General features: G+C 75.9%; 14 protein-coding genes. 5 read left to right on the top strand and 9 right to left on the bottom strand.

Features of this window, described 5'->3' with window-relative positions; all coding sequences use genetic code 11:
* Position 1: 1 nt before the first annotated feature.
* A complete protein-coding gene (locus BM064_RS07790; protein WP_092859176.1) occupies positions 2-889 on the bottom strand; it encodes a dihydrodipicolinate synthase family protein in 888 nt (295 codons plus the stop codon).
* A 290-nt stretch (positions 890-1,179) separates the two neighbouring features.
* Here BM064_RS07790 and BM064_RS07785 point away from each other — a divergent pair, with 290 nt between their 5' ends.
* On the top strand, positions 1,180-2,193 hold the full coding sequence (locus BM064_RS07785) for an alpha/beta fold hydrolase (protein WP_092859175.1): 1,014 nt from the start codon (positions 1,180-1,182) through the stop codon (positions 2,191-2,193).
* A gap of 55 nt (positions 2,194-2,248) precedes the next feature.
* On the opposite strand, the gene BM064_RS07780 is transcribed toward BM064_RS07785, so the two are convergent.
* Positions 2,249-2,830, bottom strand: coding sequence for a hypothetical protein (locus tag BM064_RS07780; protein WP_092859174.1), 582 nt, complete (start codon positions 2,828-2,830; stop codon positions 2,249-2,251).
* Positions 2,831-3,250: 420 nt separating this feature from the next.
* Between BM064_RS07780 and BM064_RS07775 the strand changes: the two genes are divergently transcribed.
* Both BM064_RS07775 and BM064_RS07770 read left to right on the top strand, forming a co-directional pair.
* Positions 3,251-4,291, top strand: a complete 1,041-nt coding sequence (locus BM064_RS07775; RefSeq protein WP_092859310.1) for a lytic transglycosylase domain-containing protein — start codon at positions 3,251-3,253, stop codon at positions 4,289-4,291.
* 98 nt (positions 4,292-4,389) lie between these two features.
* Positions 4,390-5,274 carry an enoyl-CoA hydratase-related protein gene (locus BM064_RS07770; RefSeq protein ID WP_092859173.1) on the top strand — a complete coding sequence of 295 codons (885 nt, stop codon included), beginning with the start codon at positions 4,390-4,392 and terminating at the stop codon, positions 5,272-5,274.
* A 426-nt stretch (positions 5,275-5,700) separates the two neighbouring features.
* Here the strand turns inward: BM064_RS07770 and BM064_RS07765 are convergent, their stop codons facing one another.
* Positions 5,701-7,680 carry a di-heme-cytochrome C peroxidase gene (locus BM064_RS07765; protein ID WP_092859172.1) on the bottom strand — a complete coding sequence of 660 codons (1,980 nt, stop codon included), beginning with the start codon at positions 7,678-7,680 and terminating at the stop codon, positions 5,701-5,703.
* A gap of 140 nt (positions 7,681-7,820) precedes the next feature.
* Here BM064_RS07765 and BM064_RS07760 point away from each other — a divergent pair, with 140 nt between their 5' ends.
* Entirely contained in the window at positions 7,821-10,952 is a 3,132-nt protein-coding gene (locus tag BM064_RS07760) for an ATP-binding protein (RefSeq protein ID WP_092859171.1), read from the top strand.
* A gap of 14 nt (positions 10,953-10,966) precedes the next feature.
* On the opposite strand, the gene BM064_RS07755 is transcribed toward BM064_RS07760, so the two are convergent.
* Positions 10,967-12,286: a hypothetical protein gene (locus BM064_RS07755; RefSeq protein ID WP_092859170.1), complete on the bottom strand. Its 1,320-nt coding sequence runs from the start codon at positions 12,284-12,286 to the stop codon at positions 10,967-10,969.
* Positions 12,287-12,827: 541 nt separating this feature from the next.
* Here BM064_RS07755 and BM064_RS07750 point away from each other — a divergent pair.
* Positions 12,828-13,505, top strand: a complete 678-nt coding sequence (locus tag BM064_RS07750) for a Crp/Fnr family transcriptional regulator (protein WP_092859169.1) — start codon at positions 12,828-12,830, stop codon at positions 13,503-13,505.
* A gap of 560 nt (positions 13,506-14,065) precedes the next feature.
* Here the strand turns inward: BM064_RS07750 and BM064_RS07745 are convergent.
* The 5 genes from BM064_RS07745 to BM064_RS07725 form a co-directional block, all read right to left on the bottom strand.
* The gene (locus BM064_RS07745; protein WP_092859168.1) at positions 14,066-15,733 is read right to left on the bottom strand and encodes an AMP-binding protein; all 1,668 of its coding nucleotides are present in this window, start codon (positions 15,731-15,733) and stop codon (positions 14,066-14,068) included.
* A gap of 174 nt (positions 15,734-15,907) precedes the next feature.
* Positions 15,908-17,065 carry an acyl-CoA dehydrogenase family protein gene (locus tag BM064_RS07740; RefSeq protein ID WP_092859167.1) on the bottom strand — a complete coding sequence of 386 codons (1,158 nt, stop codon included), beginning with the start codon at positions 17,063-17,065 and terminating at the stop codon, positions 15,908-15,910.
* A gap of 11 nt (positions 17,066-17,076) precedes the next feature.
* Positions 17,077-18,267 (bottom strand): acyl-CoA dehydrogenase family protein, encoded by a 1,191-nt coding sequence (locus tag BM064_RS07735; protein WP_092859166.1) that lies wholly within the window; start codon positions 18,265-18,267, stop codon positions 17,077-17,079.
* Positions 18,268-18,284: 17 nt separating this feature from the next.
* Positions 18,285-19,022, bottom strand: coding sequence for an enoyl-CoA hydratase/isomerase family protein (locus tag BM064_RS07730; protein ID WP_092859165.1), 738 nt, complete (start codon positions 19,020-19,022; stop codon positions 18,285-18,287).
* A gap of 318 nt (positions 19,023-19,340) precedes the next feature.
* On the bottom strand, positions 19,341-20,249 hold the full coding sequence (locus BM064_RS07725; RefSeq protein ID WP_092859164.1) for a LysR family transcriptional regulator: 909 nt from the start codon (positions 20,247-20,249) through the stop codon (positions 19,341-19,343).
* Positions 20,250-20,271: the final 22 nt, after the last annotated feature.

The following is a 20,271-nucleotide window of genomic DNA, read 5'->3' as shown; positions in this document are numbered from 1 at the left end:
GCTAGAGCGCGCCGACCCGGGCCAGCGCCTGGCGCACCGCCTCGACCTGGGCGGGGGCGAGCGCGGGCTGCGGCGGCGCGGGGTCGCCGCACTCGAACCCCTGCAGGCGCAGCCCGGCCTTCACCGCGCCGGCGAGGTTGAACCGCGCGAAGACCTGGTTCACCGCCCACAGCCCGCGCTGCAGCTCCATCGCCTCGGCCCAGCGCCCGGCCTCGCACAGCTCGTAGAGGCGCACGCTCTGCTTCGGGATCAGGCACGACGGGCCGGCGAGCCACCCCCGCCCCCCGATCAGCATCACCGCGGCGGTGATGTGGGAGGAGGCGGCGAAGACCCCGATCCGTCCCTCGGTCCGCTCCAGGATCGACAGCAGCCGCCCGGTGTTGGTCGAGGCGTCCTTCACGAAGGCGACGTTGGGATGGTGGGAGAGCGCGTCGATCGCCTCCAGCGTCAGGTCCGAGCGCTGGAAGTTGGGGTTGGTGTAGAGCGTCACTGGAAGCCCGGTCGCGTCCGCCACGGCGGTGAAATAGGCGATCACCCCGGCGTCGGGGACCGGGAAATAGGCCTCCAGCACCGCGAGGATCCCGTCCGCGCCCAGCGCCGCCCAGCGTTTCGCCTGCGCGACGGCGTCCCGGGTGGCGGTCGCCGCCACGCCGGCGATCACCGGCACGCGGCCGGCCGCGGCCTCGACCACGCAGGCCACCACCCGCTCCTTGGCGGCGAAATCGAGATAGGCGAACTCGCCGGTGGAGCCGAGCGGGGTCAGCCCGTGCACCCCGCTCGCGATCAGGTGCTCGCACAGGCGCGCGAGCGCGGGCTCGTCCACCTCCCCCTCCGCGGTCAGCGGGGTGGGCAGGTAGGGGACCACGCCCCGCAGCTCTCTCGCGTCCATGGCCGGCGCCTCCCTCCGTCTCGCCCTCTCCCGGGGCTCCGCCAAAGGTGGAGCAGGCGCGCGGGCGGGGGTCAAGGCGCGGGCGTGGCCGGCCCCATGGCGCGGCGCCGACCGAGGCGCCCCCGCTCGCGCCCCGACCGCGCGCCTCCGCTGGAAGCGCCCGCTCCGCCGCACCTCCGCGCGCGGGAGAGCGGGGCAGGCCCCATGGCGCGGCGCCCCCGCGGGCTTGACCGCCGCGGCGCGGGCGCGGAAGCTCCGCGGCGCCGGAGCGGCCGGCGCGGGAGGGAAAGATGAGCGGATACGAGACCTTCGACCTCGGCCCCACGGCGCTGCAGTCGGGGATCACGCTGCCGGCGGCGCAGCTCGCCTACCGCACCTACGGCACGCTGAACGCGGACCGGTCGAACGCGATCCTCTACCCCACCTCCTACGGCGCCCAGCACGCGGACATCGACTGGCTGGTCGCCCCGGGCCGGGTGCTGGACCCCGAGCGGTGGTTCGTGATCATTCCGAACCAGTTCGGCAACGGCCTGTCGTCCTCGCCCTCCAACCTGCCGCTCCCCTTCGCGGACGGCCGCTGGCCCGTCTTCACCCACTGGGACAACGTCCACGCCCAGCGCCGCCTGCTGCGCGAGGTCTTCGGGATCGAGCGGCTGGCGATGGTCTACGGCTGGTCGATGGGCGGGCAGCAGGCGCTGCACTGGGGCGCGCTGTTCCCGCAGGAGGTCGCCACGATCTGCGCGGTCTGCACCTCGGCCCGCACCAGCCCCCACAACAAGGTCTTCCTGGAGGGCATCCGCGCCGCCCTGACCGCGGACGCGGCCTACCAGGACGGCCGCTTCGTCTCCCGCCCCCTGCGCGGCCTGCGCGCCTTCGCCCGGATCTACGCCGGCTGGGCGGTCAGCCAGACCTTCTACCGCCGCGAGATGTGGCGCGAGGCGGGCTTCGCCAGCTACGACGACTGGATCCTGCGCGGCTGGGAGGGCAATTTCCTGCGCCGCGAGGGCGAGGACCTGCTGTCGATGATCGAGACCTGGATCCGCTCCGACATCTCCGCGAACCCGGTGTTCGACGGGGACCTCGCGGCGGCGCTCAACGCGATCGAGGCGCGCACGATCCTGATGCCCTGCGACACCGACCTCTACTTCCAGGTCGCCGACAACGCGGCCGAGGTCGCCCTCGCCCCGCGGATCGAGCTGCGCCCGATCCGCTCCGACTGGGGCCACCGCGCCGGCAACCCCCAGCTCTCGCCCCCCGACGAGGCAGTCCTGCGCGCCGCCGTCGCCGAGCTGCTGGCGGGCTGATCCCGCCGCGGGCGGCGCGGCGCCGGGACCGGCCCGCGCCGCCGCGCCCGTCGCCTCAGTCGCGCGAGAACTTCAGCTCCGAGACCTTGCCCCGGTTGGTGACCACGCAGCGCCAGCTGCCCTTCTCGCCGTCGTCGTCGATCACCACCAGGGTCTCGCCCTTGCGGGGCTCGATCCGCCGGAACGACAGGCCGCCGCGGCCCGAGCGCTCGCGCACCGCCGCGCGGCAGGCCTGGCGCGCCTCGCGCGTGTCCTCGCCCCAGCGGTCGTCCCCGGCCTCGGCGCGTTCCTCCCTGCGACGCTCCTCCTGCCGCTCCTCGCGGCGCTCCTCGCGCAGCAGTCCGGCGCGGCCGGCGGGGTCCTTGCGCAGGTATTCGACATAGCCCTGGTCGTCGGCCCGGCATTCCCAGGGCGCCTCGGCCGCGTCGATGATCGTGATCTCCCAGGCCCCGCCCGCGCGGTGCGAGCGCACGATGCGCCCTCCGGGGCCGGTGTTCGGCTCGCCGCTGCGCTGGAACTGGTAGAGGCAGGCCTGCTGGGCCGTGGTCTCGCCGGCCTGCGCGGCCGGGGCCGCCAGCGCCAGCCCGGCCGCGAGCGCCGCGGCGAGGGCGGCGGTGGCGCGGGGGTCAAGGGTCATGGGTCGTCTCCTCCCTGCGGGGGCGGCCGGGGACCTTGCCGCCTCGCCCGGTCTCGTGCGCCGACGCGGCGGCCCGGGCCGTCCGTCCTCTGCGGTTCGTCCTCTGCGGCGGCCCGCTCGGCCGCGCGCCCGATCATGGGGCGCGACGCGGCCCCCGTCATATCTAATCCGCGCCGCCCGGCCGGCGAGCCTCCGCGCGATCTGCCCCCGGCGCCTGCCCCGCCGCAGATCGCCCCGCCACGCGGCTCCGCCCCGGTCTTGCGCGCCGCAAGCGCGTGGCGCCCGGCCCTGCCGCAGCCCCCTTGCGCAGGGCGCGCCGCCCAGTCGAGGATGCGCACGGCCCGCCGGCGTCGCCCGCGCGGCCGCGGCATGGCGCGGCCGCGCCTTGCCGCGATCCCATCGGCCCCCATCTGGCAGGACATGCGTCGCCGCTTCCCCTCCCTGATCGCCGCGCTGGCCGTGCTCGCGGCGCCCGGACCGGGCGCGGCGCAGACGCGCGCGGACGCCGCCGCGCCGCTGCTGGAACTGCCGGCCTCCGCCGCGCCCCTCGCCCTCTCGGCCGCGGAGCCCGCGGCGGCGGAGCTGCCCGACGTGACGCCCCCCCTGCTCGCCCTGCCGCCCGACCGCGCCGCGGTCCTGCCCGTCGCCTTCGACCCCGACGCCCGCTGCACGCCCGACGGACGGAGCTGCATCCGGCTGGAGAGCTATTTCGACGACGTCTGCGCCCTGATCGGCCGGGCGGCGGGCGACGCCGGGCTCGACGCCGGCTTCCTCGCCCGCCTGCTGTGGAAGGAGAGCCTGTTCGATTCCGCCGCCGTCTCCCCCGCCGGCGCGCTGGGCATCGCCCAGTTCATGCCGGGCACCGCGAAGATCCGCGGCCTCGACGACCCGTTCAACCCGGCCGAGGCGATCGTGGCCTCCGCCGCCTACCTCGCCGAGCTCTCCGAGCGTTTCGGCAACCCCGGCCTCGCCGCGGTCGCCTACAACGGCGGCGAGAACCGGGCCGAGCGGTTCCTGGCGAACCCCGACGCGATCCTGCCGGGCGAGACGCTGGACTATGTCGACGCGATCACCGGCCACTCCGCCCGCGCCTGGCGCGACGCCCCGCCCGAGGGGGTGGACTACCGCCTCGCCGCCGACGCGCCCTTCCAGGAGGCCTGCGTCGAGCAGGCCTCGACCCGCCGGGTGCGCGAGTTCGCGGACCCCGTGCCGCCCTGGGGCGTGGTCATCGCCACCGCCCGCCGGCGCGGCGCGGCCGAGAGCCTCGCGGGGCGCGTGCGCCGGCTCCACGGCGGCGTGCTGGGCGGGACCGACCTGCGGGTGGTGCGCGCCACGATCCCCGGGCGCGGCACGCAGCAGTGGTACACGGTCCAGGCCCCGGCCGGCAGCCGCAACGAGGCGATGAACTTCTGCCTGCGCCTGCGCCGCTCGGGCGCGATCTGCCGGATCCACCGGAACTGACGCGCCGGGGGTGACCGCGGCGCGCGGCCGCGGCAGTATGGGTCCCTGATGGAATCCGCCCGACCGAGGCGGAACCGCGACTTCAGGAGGAGACCCCCATGCAGGACGCCCCCGCGGCCTGGTCCGACATCGCCGTGGCGCGCCATGGCGACGTGTGCGTGATCACGCTGAACCGCCCCGACAAGCTCAACGCCTACACCGGGACGATGGGCGTCGAGCTCGCCCGCGCCCTGCGCGAGGCCGCCGCCGACGACGCGGTGCGCGCGGTGGTGGTCACCGGCGCCGGGCGCGCCTTCTGCGCGGGGGCCGACGTCTCCGCCGGCGCCGACGCCTTCGACAGCTCCGGCGAGGGCAAGGCGCAGATGTTCGGCGACATGGCCGGAAGCGGCAAGCGCCAGGTCGGCGGCGGCTTCGTCGAGGCGATTTTCGACAGCCCCAAGCCGGTGATCGCCGCGATCAACGGCGCGGCCGTGGGCGTGGGCCTGACGCTGACCCTGCCGATGGACGTGCGGATCGTGGCGGAGGGCGCCAAGCTCGGCTTCATCTTCGCCCGCCGCGGCCTGGTGCCCGAGGCGGGCTCGGCCTGGTTCCTGCCCCGCATCGTCGGCCTGCCCCAGGCGCTGCGCTGGTCGATGTCGGGCCGCGTCTTCGGCCCGGACGAGGCCCTCTCCGGCGGCCTCGTCTCCGAGATCGTCGCGCCCGAGGCCCTGCTCGACCGCGCCCTCGAGATCGCCGCCGAACTGACCGCCGACAGCGCCCCGGTTTCGGTGGCCCTGACCCGCCAGCTCCTGTGGCGCTTCGCCGGCGCTCCCGACCCCTGGGGCCTTCTGGAGATCGACGCGCCGATGTCGCTCGAGCGCGGCCGCCACGGGGACGTGAAGGAGGGCGTCGCCTCGTTCCTCGAGAAGCGCAAGGCCGCCTTCCCCGGCAAGGTCTCGACCGACATGCCCAGCCAGTACCCCTGGTGGCCGCAGGAGCCCTGACCCGCCCGCGCGCCCCCGCGCGCCCGCGACGCCCGCCCCCGGGCGCCCGGCCCGGCCTCCCCCGCGGAGCGCCTGTTCCCCGGAGCCGTCCGTCGCGGATGCCGGAAAGAGCGACTCGTCCGCCCCGGTCAGGGATCGCGCAGCGACCCTCCGCAGGGGGGCTTGTCCTTGACCGGGGCGGGCGAGTCGCTCAGGCATCGCAAGCGACGGACGGCTGCGGGGAGCAGGCGCGGCCCTGTTCCCGGGTGAGTCAGGAGCCCGCCGGAGGCTCCCCCCTCCCCGTCCCGCGCCTCCCTTCCCCGCGTGCGCCCCTGCCAAGCCCGCCCGCAGGGCGCCTGCGGACCGCTCCCCGGAAGGGCCCGGAGGCGCCCCGGCGGCGGGCCCGGCTGCGTCGCGCCCCTGTCGGGCGCGACGCCCTCCCCGCCGTCAGAGGCGCTTGAGGTAGGCCACCAGCGCGTCCTTCTGCCCGGGCGCGAGGTCCACCCCGTATTCGTGCCCGCAGCGGCTGTCGCCCGAGGCCGGCGCCTCGCAGCCGGTGGTCTCCAGCACGAAGGCGCCCTCGGGCTGCTCGCGCGCGAGGCCCCCCTCCTCGAGGTCGTAGACCGGCCCCACCGCGAAGGACGCGTCCCGCGCCGCCGCCGGCTCCAGCAGCTGGCGCAGCGACCGGACCGAGCCGTTGTGCAGGTAGGGCGCCGCCGCCCAGACGCCGTGCAGCGCGCGGCCCGCGTAGCGGCAGCTCGCCGGGGCCGCGGGGGCGGGCTCGTCGACGAAGGCGGTCAGCTCGGCGATCGAGCTCGAGCGGCCCGCGCCGCGGATCAGCCCCGCCGCCGTCGACAGGACCGAGGGCGCGTCGGGCAGCCCGCTCAGCTTCCACTGCACCACCGCGCCCTTCACCGTCAGCGCCAGCGCCTCCTTCGGCGTGGCCTCGTCGCCCAGCGGCCCGATGCCCCCGCCCATCATCTTGGGCAGGCGCAGGTAGCCGTCCATCAGCATCCCAGTCTTCACCTTGCCCGCGAAGACCAGGCACTGACGCACGTCGGTGCCCACGTCGGCGAGCGGCGTCGCGAAATAGGCCGGCTGGTCGGCGAAGCCCTGGGCCGGCCGCTCCCGCTCCGGCGCGAGCGCGGACCAGGCCTTGGGCTCCAGGGCGTGGCAGGCCTGGCAGCGGCGGGCGAAAAGCGCCTCGCCCTGGGCGATCAGCGCCTCCTCCTCCACCGTCGGGGGGAAGGGGAAGGCCGGGGGGCCCATCTCGGCGACCAGCGCCTCCAGCCGCTCGAGGTTCTCGAAGTTCACCGAGTTCTCGGACAGCAGGTCGAGGTTGCTCACGATCTGCAGCCCGCCCGTGCGCCGGTGCACGCCGAAGCGGGCGAAGACCCCGTAGACCTGCCCCACGTTGCGCCCAAGCCGGTCCATCGACGAGGCGTTGGAGGCGAAGCCCAGCCACTGGGTCCGGCTCTGGCGGGTGGCGTTCCACAGGAACGGGTTGCGCGCCGGCGCGGTGGCGGGACGGATGTTGCCGGGGATCCGGCGGATGTCCGGCTCGTTGATGTCGAGCCCGGTCAGCCGGTTCGAGATCATCTGCAGCGCATCGATGCGCCCCGGCCCCCAGCGCACGTCGCCGGGATCCGAGCGGGTGGTGATCAGGTCGAAGTCCGAGAACCACCGCGCCGCCGCCGCGCGCAGCGCCTGCGGGTCGGGCTCGCCGCCCGCGGCCGCGACCCGCCCGGCGAAGGCCTCGAAGGCCGCGGGGTCTGCGAGCGTCGCGCCCATCGCGTCGCGCAGCGCCTCGGTGAAGGCCAGGTGGTCGGCGAGCGCGGGGCCCCCGTCGGCGCGATAGGCGCGCCCGTCGATCTCGATCTCGCGGGTGTGGCAGGCGGCGCAGGTCATGCCCAGCACCTCCTGCCCGTCGAGCACGGCGTCGGTGAAGCCCACCGGCAGCGCGTCCGGGTCGTAGAGGTCGGCGAGGAAGCCGAACCGCGCCAGGCCGTCGTCGAGGAACCCCGGCCCCTGCGCCGCGCCGTCCACGCTCAGCGCCCGCGCCCAGGCCATCGGGATCAGCGCCGAGCCCTGGTCGAGGCGGCTCCACTCCCGCCGCAGCTCCGGCGACCAGGCGGGGCCCTGGTCGAGCACGTAGGTCCCCGGCCCCGCCCGCGGCCCTTCGCCCGCGGGCGCGAGACCGAGGCCCAGCGCCGCCGCGGCCCCCGCCGCCAGCAGCGCCAGCCGCCGCCCGCGCCGCCGCCGCGCAAGAGCCCGCCGCGCAGGGCGCGCGCCGCCCTCGCCGCCTGCGCCGGGCCGCTCCCGCACGCGGCTTGACCCTTCGTCGTACGCGACCTGCGCAGGGGTCTCCACACGCCTGGATTGCACCCCGATCCGCGCCTCTCCGGCGCCCTCGTTCCGCTCGGTCATTCCACCCCTCCCTCAGTCGCGCCCGGCGCTCGACTTCCGCCCGGCATCCGCCCTATCGTTCCGCCGACCGACCCAACGCCGCGCGTTTCGCCCGCGCGGCGCGCCCATCTCTTTGCGCCCCGCGCACAGGACCCAGACACATGCCGGCCCCGCGCGAGCGATCTTCCAGGCGCCGACGCCACCTGACCATCCTGTTTTCCGACCTGTGCGGCTCGGTCCGCCTGTCGTCGATGCTGGAGGCGGAGGTCTTCGCCGATCTCGTGCGCGCCGTGTGGACCGTGCACGAGCGCCGGGTGACCTCGCTGGGCGGGCGCATCTTCGACCTGCATGGCGACGGCATCCTGGCGGGCTTCGGCCATCCCAGCCCGGCCGAGGACGACGCCCGCCGGGCGCTGGACGCGGCCCTGTCGCTGCACGCCGCCACCGACGAGATCGCGGCCATGGCGCCGGGGGTGCCGGCGGAGCTGGTGCGCCTGCACATCGGCGTCCATTCCGGCCTGGTGCTGGTCGACGAGGGCCCCGGCGGCGCGGGCCTCAGCCTCTTCGGCCAGCCGGTGAACGTCGCCGCGCGCCTCTCGGACCTGGCCGAGGCCGGCGAGACCCTGGTCTCGGAGGCCGCGCTGGGCCCGGTGCGCCGCTTCTACGACTGCTCGCCGCCCACCGCGCTGCGGCTGCAGGGCGTGGCCGAGCCGATCCCCTGCGTGCTGGTCGGCGGCCGCCGCCGCCCGGCGCTGGACCGCGAGCCCAAGTACCGCGGCTCGATCCGCCGCCTGGTGGGGCGCCAGGCGGAGATGGCGGAGCTGCGCGAGTGCCTGTCCCCCGCCGGCCTGCGCCGGGGCGCGGCCGCGGCGGTGCTGGGCGAGGCCGGCGCCGGCAAGTCGCGCCTGCTGGAGGAGCGCCTGGCCGAGCTCGCCGCGCCCCCCGCGCCCGAGACGCCGGACGCGCCGGGCGATTCGCCCGCCCCCGGCCTCGCCGACGGGCGCCCCGCCGCGCCCCGGGCCGACGCCCCGCCCGACATCCACCGCGGCGTCTGCGAGCGGTTCCTGGGCGCCGAGCCGTTCCAGCCCTTCGTGCAGATGCTGCGCCGCCTCGGGCCCGAGGCCGTCGAGGGCGCCCCCGCGACCGAGCGCGCCGCGCTCGACCGGCTGCTGGCGCCCGGCGCCGCGGCCTCGGCCGAGGCGCTGGGCATCGACACCATGTCGGCGGCGCTGGTGGGCGTCTTCGCCCGGCGCGCCGCCCGCGCGCCGCAGCTCCTGTGCATCGACGACCTGCACTGGGCCGACGCCGGCGCGCGCCGGGTGCTCGCCGACCTGCTGCGCGCGCGGCCGCGCGGCGTCTCGGTCCTCGCCGCCACCCGCGGGGAGGGCGAGGACGCGGGCCGCGGGCTCGACGCCGCCGCGGCCGGGGGCTCGGGCGACGGGGTGGACGGCTGGCGCTTCGACCGCCTGATCCGGCTGGGCCCCATCGGCGAGGCCGCCTGCCGGGAGGCCGTGGGCCTGCTCAAGCCCGGCCTCAGCGGCTTCGAGAGCGCGCTGTGCTGCGAGGTCTCGGGCGGCAACCCGCTGTTCCTCGAGGAGGTCTGCCACGCCCTCTCCGACGTCGCCTCCGACCCGCGCGCGGCGCTGGACTGGCGGCTGGACGCCTGGCTGGAGCAGACCATCGAGACCCGCCTCCACGCCCTGCCCGAGCGGCTGCAGACCGTCGTCCACGCCTGCGCCGCGGTCGGCCCCACGGCCCCGCGCGCGCTGGTCGACGCGGTGCTCGACCCGCCCCCGGCGGAGGCGGAGCTCGAGGCGCTGGCCCATTCGGACCTGCTCTATCCCTCGGGGGGCGACGGCGCGCTGACCTTCAAGCACGGCATCGCCCGCGACGTGATCTACCGCACCATCGGGCTGGAGGACCGCCGCGCCCTGCATGCCCGCATCGCCGCCGCGCTGGAGCGCGGCGCGGGGGCCGGGCCCGAGGGGCCGTCGATCGAGCTGCTCGCCCACCACGCCTGGCGCGCGGGCGACCTGCGCGCCGCCGCCGAGCATGCCGAGAAGGCCGGCGACAAGGCCGCCGCCGCCTCGGCGCTGGACCGGGCGGGGGCGCAGTTCTCGGTGGCGCTCGACGCGCTGGAACAGCTGCCCCAGGACGCGGGCGTGCGGGCCTCGCGCGTCTCGGTCGCCTGCCGGCTGGCCTTCGCCTCGGTCTTCGATCCCTCGGCCGAGGCCATCGCCCGGGTCGAGCGCGCCCGCGCCGCGGCCGAGGCCGCGGGCGACCGCCGCGGAGCGGCGCGCATCGACTACTGGGCGGGCTACCTGCTCTACGCCGCCGGCGACGGGCGCCGGGCGGTGGCGCGGCTGGGGGCCGCGGCGAAGGCCGCCCGCCAGATCGAGGACGCGAACCTCGCCGTGCAGGCCGCGGCGTGCCTGGGCAACTGCCACGTCGCCGCCGGGCGCCACGACGCCGCCGAGGCGGTGCTGGGCCCCACGCTCGCCGCCATGCGCCCGCATCTGGCGCTGGAGCTGGTGCGGGTCGGCTACGCCTACGCGCTCGCCTCCCGCGCGGCCTCTCTGGCCGACCGGGGCGACTACGCCGCCGCCGACGCCGCCTTCGAGGAGGCGCTGGAGACGGTGCGCGGCCTCGACCACGAGGTCGAGGGCTCGGTCCTGCTGCTCTGGAACGCCGCCGCCCTCCAGCAGGGACGCTGGGAGGCGGCCGCCGAGAGGATCGCCCGCGCCCGTGCGGTGGCCGAGCGGGTGCGCAGCCTCTACCTTGCGCTGCGCGGCCGGGCGGCGGAGGCCTACGCGGGCTCGCTGACCGACCCCGGCCCCGGCTCGCTCGCCGCCCTGCTCGGCGCGACCGAGCGGCTGGAGGCCCGCGGCATGCGGCTGTGGAGCTCGCTGAGCTACGGCTGGCTGGCCGAGGCGGCGGTGGCCCGCGGCGACCTGGTGCTGGCCCGCCGCGCCGCGGCGCAGGCCCTGGCCCGGGCCCGCGCCGACGACCGTCTGGGGGAGATCATCGCCCGCCGGGCGCTGGCCCCGGCGCTGGCCGCGGCCGGCGACGCGCGCGGGGCGCGCCGCCGTCTCGCCGCCGCCTTCGCCGCGGCCGAGGCCCGCGGCTCGCGCCCGGAACTGGCGCTGTGCCGCCTCGCCGAGGGCCGCGTCGCCCTGGAGCTGGGCGAGCGCGACGCCGCCCGCGCGGGGCTCGAGCGGGCGGGCGAGGCGCTGGAGGCGCTCGACATGGCCGGGCGGGCGGCGGGGATCCCCGACCTCCTCGCCCGCCTGTAGGGCGCCCGGCCAGGTCATTCCGGCAGGGTCTCGAGCACCGCCCAGGCCATGCCGGCCAGCAGGCCCATCGCCGCCTCGCGGCCCGGGCAGGCGTGCTCCTGCCCCGGGCGGCCGTCGCGCGGCTCGCGGTCGCCGCCGAAGACCGGGCGCACGTCCAGCGTGGCCGGGTCCCGCGCGGGGCAGCCCGGCGGCGGCGTGATCGCCTGATGGCCGATGCGCTCGATGGCGATCACCACCACGTCGCCTTCCTCGAGCTGGCGGCCGCGCAGCTCGTGATCCACCGTCACCGTGCGCCAGACCTCGACCGGGGTCGGATCTTCGAGCATCGCGGCGGTCATCGCAGGGACCAGCACCGCCTTCGCCGCCGCCTCCTCCGCGGCGCCCCCGGCGAGCCGGGCGCGCATGGCCGCGGCGAGCGAGGCCTCGTCGCCCAGCTCGGCGCGGTGGCTGCGCCAGGCGGAGACGATGGCGCGGAAGTTCTCCTTGGTGGTGGGCACCATGCCCATCACGTGGCCGATCAGGGTCGAGGCCAGCGCCTCGTCGTCATGGATGCGCCGGCCCAGCTCGCAGGCGATCGAGCCGGGCAGGTCCATCTCCCCCAGCCGGAAGCCGCGCACGTGCCGGCGCAGGGCAGCGCGCAGCCGGCCCCCCGCGCCGCGCCCGCCCAGCGAGACCGGCAGGATCGGATCCTCGAAGAAGATCGCGGCCGAGAGCAGCACGAAGTCGTTGGGGCACTGCGGCGGCCCGGTGTCGAGCAGCCGCGGCAGGGGCGAGCCGCTCCAGGGCTCGCCCGGGATCACCCGGCCGCCGTGGTCGGGCAGGCCGTACCACTCCCGGCAAGCGGCGGTCAGGGCGGCGTGGCTGACCCGCTCGGGGTCCGGCCGCGCGCCCGGCTCGCGCCCGGCCAGCGCCTCGCGCCCCGCCGTCAGCGCCAGGCGGAAGCCCTGCTCCCAGCTCAGCGCGGTCACCAGCTCGTTGGCGACCGGCCCCACGGCGTCGTAGTCCGGGCCGCGGTCGTAGCCGAGGTAGAACGGCCCCAGGCTGCGCGAGGCCCGCTGGTCGTAGCCGCGCACCGAGTAGCGGCCATGGGCGTTCGACAGCACCTCCATCGCGGTGTCCTCGTCGAGGATGTACCACACGCCGCCGACCTCCTGGATCGGCCCGCGGGAGATCACCAGCTTGGTGCTGCGCGGGTCCAGCGCGCGGCGCAGGCTGGCCCCGACCAGGTCGGCGAGCCCGCCCAGCACCGCCGAGACCGACGGCCGCGGGCTCTCGTCGAAGAAATGCTCGAGCGGCGCGTGCTCCTCGTGCGCGGATTTCGGCTGCGGCGGCATGGTTGACCTCCCCCTCATGACGATCGCCCTGGGGCGAATCCTGCGGCAGCCGCCGCTCCCCGGCAAGCCGACGCCTGCTCCCGGCCCGGTCCCCCGGGACGGGGGGCGGGGCGGTCGGCGCGCGCGCGGGGTCGCGCGCGCCGGAGGCGCCGGGGAGGAGAAACGGCGCCCCGTTCGCCGACGGCGGGTCATCCCGAACCCGCCGCCGGCCGGGCCGCCCTGCGGGTCAGGAACCGCCGGACGACCGTCCCGCCGGCGAGACTCGCCAGGCGGTCCGGGCACGGACGACCCCCACGGCGCCGCGCCCTGCGGATCCTCCACCGTCGCGACGCCTCCGGCCGTGCCGGGCCGGGTCGGGTCTCGCCCGACGTCCGCCTCCCCGAGGGTCGGCATCTGGCGCCACGTTCCAATTGGTGAAAAATCCGTAAGGAAACCTTCTGCCGACTCCGCGGGGCGAATCTGTGAGAAAAGTCACAGGCCGCGCCGATTTCTCCCGCCGGGGCGGGCGCGGGGGCGGCGAAGGCGCGGGAGGGGAGGCGGCATGAACGAGGAGACGGGGTTCCTGGGCCGGCTGGCGGCGGAGGATCTGCAGGCGCTGAAGGCGCGGGCGCGGCTGCGCCAGGTGGCGCGCGGCGAGCAGATCGTGACCCAGGACGAGCCGGGGCTGGACGTCTATTTCGTGCAGAGCGGCCGGGCGACGGCGGCGATCTACACGGGCGCCGGCAAGGTGGTCGCCTACCGCGACATCGGCCCCGGGTCGATCTTCGGCGAGATCGCGGCGATCGACGGCGCGCCGCGCACCGCCAGCGTCGAGGCGACGGAGGCGATGCAGGTGCTGGTGCTGCCGCCGGCGGGGTTCCGCGAGCTCGCCGCCACCCGGCCCGGCTTCGCCTGGGCGCTGCTCGAGCATCTGGCGGGCCAGATGCGCCGTATGACCGAGCGGGTGTTCGAATACTCGACCATGCTCGCGCGCGAGCGGCTGGTGGCGGAACTGCTGCGCCTGGCCGAGCTCGCCGCCCCCGGCGCGCCGCGGGCCGAGCTTCGCCCGCCGCCCAGCCATTTCGACCTCGCCTCCCGCATCTCGACGCATCGCGAGGCGGTGTCGCGGGAGATGAGCCGCCTCGCCTCGATGGGCCTGGTGGAGCGGGGCGACGGCCGCCTGCTGATCGCCGACGTCCCCGGCCTGCGCGGCCAGATGCCCGCCCCCGAAGACGGCTAGCCTTCCGTCCGCCGCCCCGCAGCCTCGCCCTCCGCCCCCGGCGGCGCCCTGGCCGCGCCCCGGTCCGGGCGCGTGGGCCGCCGCCTCGCGCCCTGGCGTCCCCGGCCCGCGCCGGCGCGCCGCGTCCCCTCGCGCCGCCCGGACCGCCCGTCCCGTCCTTCGCATGGCCCCGCATGTCCTCCGTCCGGCGCCCCCGCGCGCCCCCGGCCAGCCGCGAGCCCTCCCGCGAGCGCCTGTTCTCCGGAGCCGTCCGTCGCGGGCGCCGATCGGAGCGACTCGCCCCCCGGGGTCAAGGATCGCGAAGCGACCCCGCGAAGCGGGGCTTGTCCTTGACCCCGGGGGGCGAGTCGCTCAGGCAGCCCAAGCGACGGACGGCTTCGGAGGACAGGCGCGGGGCTTGTTCTTGGGTGGGTCAGGAGCCCGCCGGAGGCTCCCTCCCTCCACGCCCCTCGGGACCCCTCCAGGGGCGCGGCCCAGCCAAGCCCGCCCGCAGGGCGCCTGCGGCCCGCAGACCCCGCCCCTCGCCGAGGGGCGGCGCGCCCGCGGCCCGCCGGCCGGGATCAGCCGGCGAAGCGCTCCCCCTTCACCCGGATCCCCGCCGCCTCGCGGTCCCAGGCGCCCGCCGCGCCCTGCGCGCGCAGCTCGGTCTTCATCACCTTGGCGCTGGGGGTCTTGGGGAGTTCCGGCAGCACCCGGATGTAGCGGGGGACCATGAAGTAGGCCATGCGCCCGCGCAGGAACTCCAGCAACGCCGCGGGGTCGATCTCGCGCCCCGCCACGGGCGCCACGACGACCATGACGTCGTCCTCCCCGACCTCGGAGGGCACGGCGACGGCGGCGGCCTCGTTGACGTCGGGGTGGGCGACGACCTCGACCTCGACTTCGAAGGAGGAGATGTTCTCGCCGCGCCGTCGGATCGCGTCCTTCATCCGGTCGACGAAGAAGAAGTTCCCCGCGTCGTCCTGCCGGAAGGCGTCGCCGGTGTGGAACCAGCCGTTGCGCCAGGCCTTCGCCGTGGCCTCGGGGTTGCGGTGGTAGCCCGAATTCATCGCCCAGGGCCGGTCGGTGCGCACCAGCATCTCGCCGACCGTGCCCCGCGCCACCTCGCAGTCGTTCTCGTCCACCAGCCGCACCTCCACCCCCGGCCGCGCCGTGCCGCAGGCGCCCACGGCCGAGGGGTTCGCCTCGGAGACCAGGGGCGAGCTGATCTCGGTCATGTTGAAGATGGTGCGGATCTCGATCCCGAAGCGCTTGCCGAAGCGCAGCGCCTCCTCGCCCAGCGGAACCACCAGCGCCAGCCGCAGGGGCGTGTCGGCGTCGTCGGGCGCGGGCGGGCGCTTCTCGAGGAAGGTCGCCATCACGCCCAGCAGGAAGCACACCGTCGCCCCGGTGTTGCGCACCGAGTCCCAGAAGGTCGCCGTATCGAACCGCTCCACCATCGCCAGCGAGCCGCCGCGCGCCAGCATCACGTACATCGGCCCCATGCCCCCGATGTGGAACATCGGCGCGTTGATCAGGTAGCGGTCGTCCTCGGTCACGAAGGGCCAGGTCTCGGGTCCCGCGTTGGAGAAGATGTGCAGGTAGCTCGCCAGCACCCCCTTCGACGGCCCCGTGGTGCCCGAGGTGTAGATGATCGCCATCGGGTCCCAGGGCTGGATCGGACGCGCGGGCGCCGCCAACTCGCCGGTCTCGGGCAGCAGGGCCTCCTCGTAGCGGACGGCGGGCAGGCGCGTCTCGGCCTCGGGCCCCAGGATCACCAGCCGCTCAAGCCGCGCCGTCGCCACCTCCGAGAGCCGGGGCGCGAGGTCCCCGTGCACCACGGCGAGGCGGGCGTCGGAGACCTCGACCACATGCTCCAGCAGCTTGCCGCGATAGGCGGTGTTGATCGGCACGTAGACGGCGCCGAGGTAGTTCAGGGCGAAATAGACCCGGATCTGCTCGCGCCCGTTGGGGGCGAAGACCAGCACGTGGTCGCCCTGCCCCACCCCCAGGCCCTGCAGGCCCAGCGCCGTCTGCACCACCCGGTCGCGGAACTGCGCGTAGCTCCAGGTCTCGCCGTCGTCGTCGAAGACCAGGAAGGTCTTGTCGGGGCGCTCGCGGGCCCAGCGGTCGACGAGGTCGCGGGTCACCACCCGGTCGCGGGGCGGGATGCGCGGGTCGGCGGGCTGGGCCGCCTGCGGCGCAGGGGCCACGGAAATGCGGGCGGGCGCGCGGGTCGCGTCGTCCATGTCGGTCCTCCCAGGGTCTCGCCCGTCTCCGGCGCGCCGCCGCGCGGGCTTTGACGCCGAGTGAACCCGCAGGCCGGGCGGAACGCAACGGCCGCGACGGCGGGAGGCTCGGGGACCGCGCGGCGGGGGCCGCCGCTCAGCCGCCTCCCCGCGCGGGCGGGGAGGCGGGGGAGGTCACAGCGCCTCGACCGCGTTGCGCGCGCGGCCCATGGCCCTGCCGACCAGGCGGCGGTGCTGCTGGTCGGTCCCGAAGAGCGTGCCGGCCGAGAGGATGCGCTTGACGTGGTGGCCCACCTCCAGCTCGTCCGTCGTGCCCATGCCGCCATGCACCTGCACCGCCGAGGCGCCCAGCTCGCGCCCCAGCCGCCCGACCTGGGCCTTGAGGATCGACAGATGCCGCGGCTGCGCCTCGCCCGCGTCCAGCATCGCCGCCGTCACCAGCAGGGTGGCGCGGCAGCGCTGGTGGGCCATGTACATGTCCGCGATGCGGTGGCGCAGCGCCTGGAAGCTGCCGATGGCGACGCCGAACTGCTTGCGGCCGTTGGCGTAGTCCGCGGTCGCGGCCAGCAGCGCCTCCATCGCCCCCACCGCCTCGGCGCAGAGCGCCAGCATCCCGCGGTCGAGCGCGTGGCGCAGCAGGGCGGGCCCCGCCTCGCCGTCCGCCAGCAGCGCGTCGGCCGAGAGCGTCACGTCCGCGAAGCTCAGATGCGCGCCGGTGCGGCCCTCGATGGTGCGGTAGGCGCGCTTGCCCAGGCCCTGCGCGTCGGCGGGCACCAGGAACAGGGCGACGCCGCTCTCGTCCCCCGGCGCGCCGGAGACCCGGGCGCTGACCACCAGCCAGCCGGCGATGTCGGCGCCCAGCGCCAGGCGCTTCTCGCCCGACAGGACCCAGCCGGCGCCCGATTTCGCGGCGGTCATCGCCACGCGGGCGGGCTCGGGCGTGCCGTGGCCCTCCTCATGGGCCAGCGCCAGGTGCTCGGTCCCCGCGGCGACCTCCTCCAGCAGGGCGTCGCGGGCAGGGGTCGAGGGGGCGCCGGCCAGCGCGAGGCCGCCCAGGATCACGGTGGAGACATAGGGCTCCACCGCCATCCGACGCCCCATCACCTCGCAGACCGCGGCGAGATCGGCGGCCGAGCCGTCCATCCCTCCGCGGGCCTCGGGGAAGGGCAGGCCCAGCAGGCCCATCTCGGCGAAGGCGGCCCAGACGGCTTTCGAATGCGGCTCGCCGGCGGCCAGCAGCTTCTGGCGCTTCGAGAAATCCATCTCGCGGGTCAGGCAGCGCTCGACCGACTGGCGGAAGAACTCCTGGTCCTCGGTGAAGGCGTATCCCATCGTCGTCCCCCTCAGCCCAGCACGCGGCGCGCGATCAGGTCGCGCTGGATCTCGTTCGAACCGGCGTAGATCGTCGTCGCCCGCGCGTTCAGCCAGTAGGGCATGGCCAGCATGTCGAACTCCGACGACAACGGATCGACGTCCGAGCCGACCTCCAGCGCCTCCAGCTGGCGGGGCAGGCCCTCGGTCCCCGCCACTTCGATCATCAGCGCGGCGATGGACTGGCCGAGGTCGGCCGAGAGCGTCTTCATCATCGAGGGATAGGCCGGGTCCATCTCCCCCCCGCCGCGGGGCGAGCAGACGCGGAACAGGTGGTCGAGGCTCTCGACCTCCGCCGCCAGCTCGCCCAGCCGCTCCTGGAAGGCGGGGTCGTCGGACATCCTGCCCCCGAACCCGTCGTCGCGGGCGGCGGCGGCCCTCTGCACCTGGATCAGCTTGCGGCGCAGGCCCGGCGCGGGGGCGCCGCCGCCGCGCTCGTATTTCAGCAGGTGTTTCGCCACCGTCCAGCCGTCATGCTCGGCGCCCACGATGTTGGCGCGAGGGACGCGGGCGTCGGTGAAGAAGACCTCGCACTGCTCGGGGAAGCCGTCGAGCGCGATGATCGGGCGGACCTCGATGCCGGGCGTCTTCATGTCGTCGATCAGCAGGAAGGTGATCCCCTGCTGGGGCTTGCCCTCGAACCGCGTGCGCACCAGCAGGAACATGCGGTTCGCGTGATGGGCGTAGGTGGTCCAGGTCTTGGAGCCGTTCAGGACATACTCGTCCCCGTCGGGCGCCGCGGCGCATTTCAGGGACGCGAGGTCGGACCCGGCCCCCGGCTCCGAATACCCCTGGCACCAGAAATCCGTGCCCGAGTAGATGCCGGGGAGGTATTTCGCCTTCTGCTCCGGCGTGCCGAGGTCCAGCAGCAGCGGGCCGATCATCTTGAGATTGTGGGGCAGCAGCGCAGGCGCGCCGGCGGCCTGCAGCTCCTCCTCGAAGACGTCGTGCTGGGCGTCGGTCCAGTCGCAGCCGCCCGCCTCCACCGGCCAGCGCGGCGCAGCCCAGCCCTTCGCGGCCAGCGCCTGCTGCCAGGCCATGCAGGGGGCGAAGGGCGTGAAGACCGAGGTCGACTTCACCGCCGCCTCGCGCATCTCGTCGGTCAGCTCGGCGGCGAGGAAGGCGCGGACCTCGGCGCGGAACGCGTCCAGATCGGGGGTCATGGGGCTCCTCCGGGGGGCTATTTCTTGAGGAAACGGGCGATGCGCTCGGCGGCGTCGGGGCCGCGGCCCTCGCTCTCCTGCCATTCCCAGGCGAGGCCGGCGTCCAGCGGGCGGGCGTCCGTCGCCTCCAGCAGGCGCTTGGCCGCGGCGTGGGAGAAGGGGGAGTTGTCGGCGATCCTGCGCCCCAGCTTCTCGATCTCGGCGTCGAAGGACGCGAGCGGGACCACGTATTCCGCCAGACCGATGCGCAGCGCCTCGGCGGCGGGCACGGTCTCGGCGGTGAAGGTCATGCGCTTGGCGGTGGCGATCCCCACCCGCCGCGGCAGGCGCTGGCTCATCCCCCAGACCGGGGTGAGCGCCCAGCGCCCGTGGGTGTCGGCGAATTTCGCATCGTCCGCGGCGAGGATGAAGTCGCAGGCCAGCGCCACCTCCAGCGCGCCGGTGTAGCAGTGCGAGTGCACGGCCGCGATCACCGGCTTGGGCATCTTCTCCATCATCCGCAGGGTCTCGGAGTGCCAGCCCCGCGACGGCGGCGTCTTGCCCGCGCCGATGTCGGCGAGGTCGTTGCCCGCCGAGAAGCACTTGCCCGCGCCCCGCAGCACCACGCAGCGGACCGCCTCGTCCCCCGCGATCGCCTCGACATGGTCGCGCAGCTCCTGGAACAGGGCCACGGTGAGGGCGTTGAGCTTCTCGGGGCGGTTCAGCGTCAGGACGGTCAGCCCGTCGCGATCCTCGCGCAGCACCAGCTCCGCCATGGTCATCCTCCCGGCCTGTCGCGGCCCTTGTCTGCGCCGGGGCGACGGCCCCGGCCGGCCCGTTAACCGGGCGATTGAACGCGTTCCCTACGCCAACTCCGCGCGCGGGTCGATATCCTCGCGCCCCGGCGCGGCGGTGCGGCGCGCCCGCAGACGCGTCGACGCCCGCGGCCCGAAGGCCCGTCGCGGCCCGCATCTTAACCGTGCGATTGAATTTCGCCAGAGCGCGCCGCCCGCGCGCCGTCGGAACCGACGAGCCGCCCGGCGCGACGACCTGCCGCGCGCCCGGCCGAGCCGGGCCGGCCGGCGCGGCCCCGCTCAGGCCGCGGCGAGCGGCCGGCCCAGGCCGTTGGCGCGCACGTGGGCGACGAACTCCCGGGCGGCGGGGGGCAGGTCCTCGCGCCGCCAGCACATCAGGATCCCCTGCTCGGCCCGCGCCCCGTCGACCTCGACATAGGCGACCTCGCCCAGCCCGTTGCGGGCCAGCGCCGAGGGCACCAGCGCCACCCCCATCCCCTGCCCCACCAGGGCGACGATGGTGAACCAGCTCCGGATCTGCCAGGGCGCATGGGCGGCGACCCCCGCCTCGGCCAGCAGGCCCGCGATGCGGTCATGGGCGGCGGCGGCGTATTCGCGCGAGAACAGCAGCGCCCGCTCCCCCGCGAGCTGGTCCAGCGAGATCCGGCTGCGCCCCGCCAGCCGATGGCCCCGCGGCAGGGCGCAGACCAGGCGCTCGGTCTCGATCACCCGGCTCTCCAGCGCGTCCGGCAGGGGCGCCTCGTGGATGAAGCCGACGTCGAAGCGGGCCTGCATCAGCCCTTCGACCTGGCCGGCGGTGTTGACCTCGTGCAGGGCGAGCTCGACGTCCGGGTAGCCTTCCTCGAAGCCGCGCAGGGTTTCGGGCAGGCGGCGGAACAGCATCGAGGGCACGAAGGAGACCGTCAGCCGCCCTCCCGCCCCCCGCGCCGCCCGGCTGGTCAGCGCCTGGGCGTGGTCGAGCTGGCCGAGGATCCGCGCCGCCTGCGCCGCGAACACCGCCCCCGCCTCGGTCAGGCGCACCTGCTTGGAGGACCGCTCCATCAGCGCGCAGCCCAGCTGCTCCTCGAGCTGGCGCAGCGAGGCCGACAGCGGCGGCTGCGAGATGTTCAGCTTCGCCGCGGCGCGGCCGAAATGCAGCTCCTCGGACAACGCGAGGAAGTGCTGAAGCTGCCGGAAGGTGATGGCCATCGCGTCGTCTCATAGCTGGGCG

The organism is Albimonas pacifica (assembly GCF_900113695.1).
In the GTDB taxonomy this organism is placed as follows: domain Bacteria; phylum Pseudomonadota; class Alphaproteobacteria; order Rhodobacterales; family Rhodobacteraceae; genus Albimonas; species Albimonas pacifica.
Note: the sequence above shows the minus strand (reverse complement) of the source record. Positions and strands in the feature narration are given on the sequence as shown.